Consider the following 2,784-nt stretch of genomic DNA (forward strand, 5'->3'; position numbering starts at 1 on the left):
GCCTCGGTGTTGTAGTGGTCCGAGCGCGGGTCGAAATTGTGCGAGCCGACCATCGCGAAGTGGTCATCGACCACTATCGACTTGGCATGCAGCGCGAAGCGGCGGCCTTCGCTGACCAGCGGCGCCGGGCGCTGGCTGCTGCCGTGGCTGCCGAGCAGGCCATGGTTCTCGGTGTCCACGTAGTGCTGCGACGCATCGTGTGCCGGATCGCCGCTGGCACGCTCGCCGTCGCCGACCCACTCCAGGCTGGCGCGCGCGTTGGCGATCGCCGGATCGACGGCGTGCGGCTTGAGCTCGTGGATTTCGAAGCCGTAGTCCTTGAGGTAGCGCTTGCGGTGCTTGTAGGAGACCGCGTAGACCGCGAAGGCGTCGGTGGAGGCCAGCGAGTTGGTCGACACCACGATGCGCGGTGGCGGGGTTTCCTTGCGCAGCCGCGCGAAGATCCGCCGTGCACGCCGGCTCAGCACCAGGTAGGGGGTCTGCAGCACCACCTCGTGGCGCGCGGCGCCGACCATCTGCATGACGTGCGCGGTGAACTCGCGTGCCTGCCGCTTGAGTGGCTGGTCGGTCTTGGCGGGCAGGTCGCTGAAGAATTCCACCACGCCGGTCTGCATGCTGTCGGCCAGGATGTGCGCGCGCAGCCACGCGTCGTCGCTGGCCTCCTGGTCGACGCGGTACACGCGCTGCGGGTGCGCATAGCTTGGCGCCGGCCAGCCCGGCGCGGCCGGATGGTCCAGGATGTAGTGGTTGACGTCGCGCAGGTGGGTCAGCGGCACCGAGCGCCGGTGCCGCCAGAACAGGCGGAAGCTGTCGGCCATGGCCCGCGCGGCCGGCCCGCCGACCAGGACGTCCCGGTCGACGTAGTCGAAGTCGTCGTCCCAGTCGAAATAGCGGTCCTGATAGTTGCGCCCGCCGGTGATCCCGACGGTGTCGTCCACCACCAGCACCTTGTTGTGCATGCGCTGGTTGAACTTGAAAAAGCAGCACGCGATGCCGGCAGCCCATTCCAGCGGCGAGGTGTGCGCTTCGTGGAAGGTCGGGTTGTACAGCCGCACGTGCAGGTTGGGGCTGGCACGGGCGAGCCGGTCGAGCAGCGCCAGATCGCCGAAGGAGGACAGCTGGTCGGCCAGGATGCGCACCTGCACGCCACGGCGCGCGGCCCGGACCAGTTCGTCGAGTACCAGCTGGCCGGCGTCGTCCTGGTCCCAGATGTAGGTCTGCACGTCGATCGTGCGCCGCGCCGCGCGGATCAGGTTGAGCCGCGCCACCAGCGCCGGTTCGCTCGCGCCCAGCAACGCCACCAGGTGGCGCGGGCGGGAAGGGCTGGAGGCGGCCAGCGCTTGATCGGCCGCCTCCAGCAATGGCGACGACTGCGCGCAGTGATCGGCGCGCGCGCAACTGGAGGTGGCTGGCGCGGTCGCCGCGACCACTGCATCGGCACGGCGGATCTGCGCCCGCGACAGCGTGCAGCCATCGAGCAGGGTGGTGAAGGCAAGCAGGACGAGGAGGGCGAGGCGGGGAGGGGACATGCGCGCATGATACGGGCGCTGCCGTGTGCGTCGAGGCGCGCAGGCGGAGATTGCGGTTCAGTCCGGCGTACGGGTGATCGCGATGGACAGCGCCAGATGCACGCGATCGGACAGCACGGCATGGTGTGCGTCCATGCCGAAGTCGCTGCGGTCAAGCTCGCCGCGCGCCTCGATCAGGCAGGCATCGGCCGTGCAGTGCGCGGGCAGCAGGTCGAGGCGCAGCGGACGGGTGACGCCGCGCAAGGTCAGCCGACCCTGCAGGGCGCCGCCCTCGTCCAGCGCGCGGCGGGCCACCGGCGCGGAGACGAAGTGCAGCGTCGGGTAATGCGCCGCATCGAAGAATTCCGCGTCCAGCACCCAGCGGCGCAGCCGTGGCGAGTCCATCGCCAGGCTGCCCACCGCGACCCGTGCGTCCACCACCACCCGGCCGTCGGCGCGGGGCTGGACGGTCCCGGCGACCTGCCCGAAACGGCCATGGATCGTGTGCAGCCAGAGCAGCCGCACGCCGAAATCGACGTGCGAGGGCGGGCTCTGGATGTGCCACAGGTGCGCCGGCGAGGCGTGGACGACGAACGCCAGCGCCAGCAACACGGCGATGGCGGATAGGCGCATCAGGGCGACCAGAATGCATCCAGCCGCGCGTTGCCCGGTTCCAGCGCACCCTGCAGGTGCAGTACCGCCAGGCCCGCCGGTGGCATGCCGCGGAACTCGTCCGAGCGGCCTTCCACCAGCAGCGCCACCAGCCGCTCGATGCCCGGGTTGTGCCCCACCAGCAACACACAACGCGCATCGGCATGCTGGTCGAGCAGCGCCAGCAGTTCGCCCGGGGTGGCCTCGTAGACCTCCCCGGCCAGCCCGATGGCGGCCTCCGGCGCGAGCGCACGCATCGCAAGCTCGGCTGTGCGGCGGGTGCGCAGCGCGGGCGAGCACAGCACCCGGTCGGGGCGTGCGCCGTGGGCGGCGAGCCAGCGGCCGGCGGCCAACGCCTCCTGCTCGCCGCGCGGGCTGAGCGTGCGGTCGTGGTCGTCGCCGGCCGGCGCGGCGGGCCGGGCCTCGGCATGTCGCAACAGAATCAGTTCCTGCATGGCATTCCCTCAATGCTGGCGCTTGAGCCAGCGCAGCAGCGGCAGCCAGTCCTGCTGCTGGTTGCGCACCTGTTCGGAGTGGTAGTCGAAAATGCCCTTCCCCAGCGCGGTGAGCAACACGTAGGCCTGGCTGTCGCGCAGTTCGGCAACCACCGGGAAGGGCGCCGCGT

General features: G+C 70.7%; 3 protein-coding genes and 1 pseudogene. All 4 read right to left on the reverse strand.

The features are described from left to right. The coding region (locus VFH59_RS03865) for a phospholipase D family protein (protein ID WP_325163570.1) at nucleotides 1-1,529 on the reverse strand (1,529 nt) is incomplete at its 3' end. A gap of 57 nt (nucleotides 1,530-1,586) precedes the next feature. Then, the gene (locus VFH59_RS03870; protein WP_325163571.1) at nucleotides 1,587-2,141 is read right to left on the reverse strand and encodes a YceI family protein; all 555 of its coding nucleotides are present in this window, start codon (nucleotides 2,139-2,141) and stop codon (nucleotides 1,587-1,589) included. After that, on the reverse strand, nucleotides 2,141-2,614 hold the full coding sequence (locus VFH59_RS03875) for a histidine phosphatase family protein (RefSeq protein ID WP_325163572.1): 474 nt from the start codon (nucleotides 2,612-2,614) through the stop codon (nucleotides 2,141-2,143). The genes VFH59_RS03870 and VFH59_RS03875 overlap by 1 nt, the downstream gene beginning before the upstream one ends. Nucleotides 2,615-2,623: 9 nt before the next feature. Continuing rightward, nucleotides 2,624-2,784, reverse strand: a pseudogene (locus tag VFH59_RS03880) (ParA family protein); the annotation flags it as partial.

It is taken from the genome of Frateuria sp., assembly GCF_035695185.1.
In the GTDB taxonomy this organism is placed as follows: Bacteria; Pseudomonadota; Gammaproteobacteria; order Xanthomonadales; family Rhodanobacteraceae; genus Frateuria_A.

What these genes read in the sequence shown, in the direction of transcription:
- VFH59_RS03875 (WP_325163572.1), bottom strand. Translation starts at nt 2,614, where the DNA reads ATGCAGGAACTGATTCTGTTGCGACATGCCGAGGCCCGGCCCGCCGCG.
- VFH59_RS03870 (WP_325163571.1), bottom strand. Translation starts at nt 2,141, where the DNA reads ATGCGCCTATCCGCCATCGCCGTGTTGCTGGCGCTGGCGTTCGTCGTC.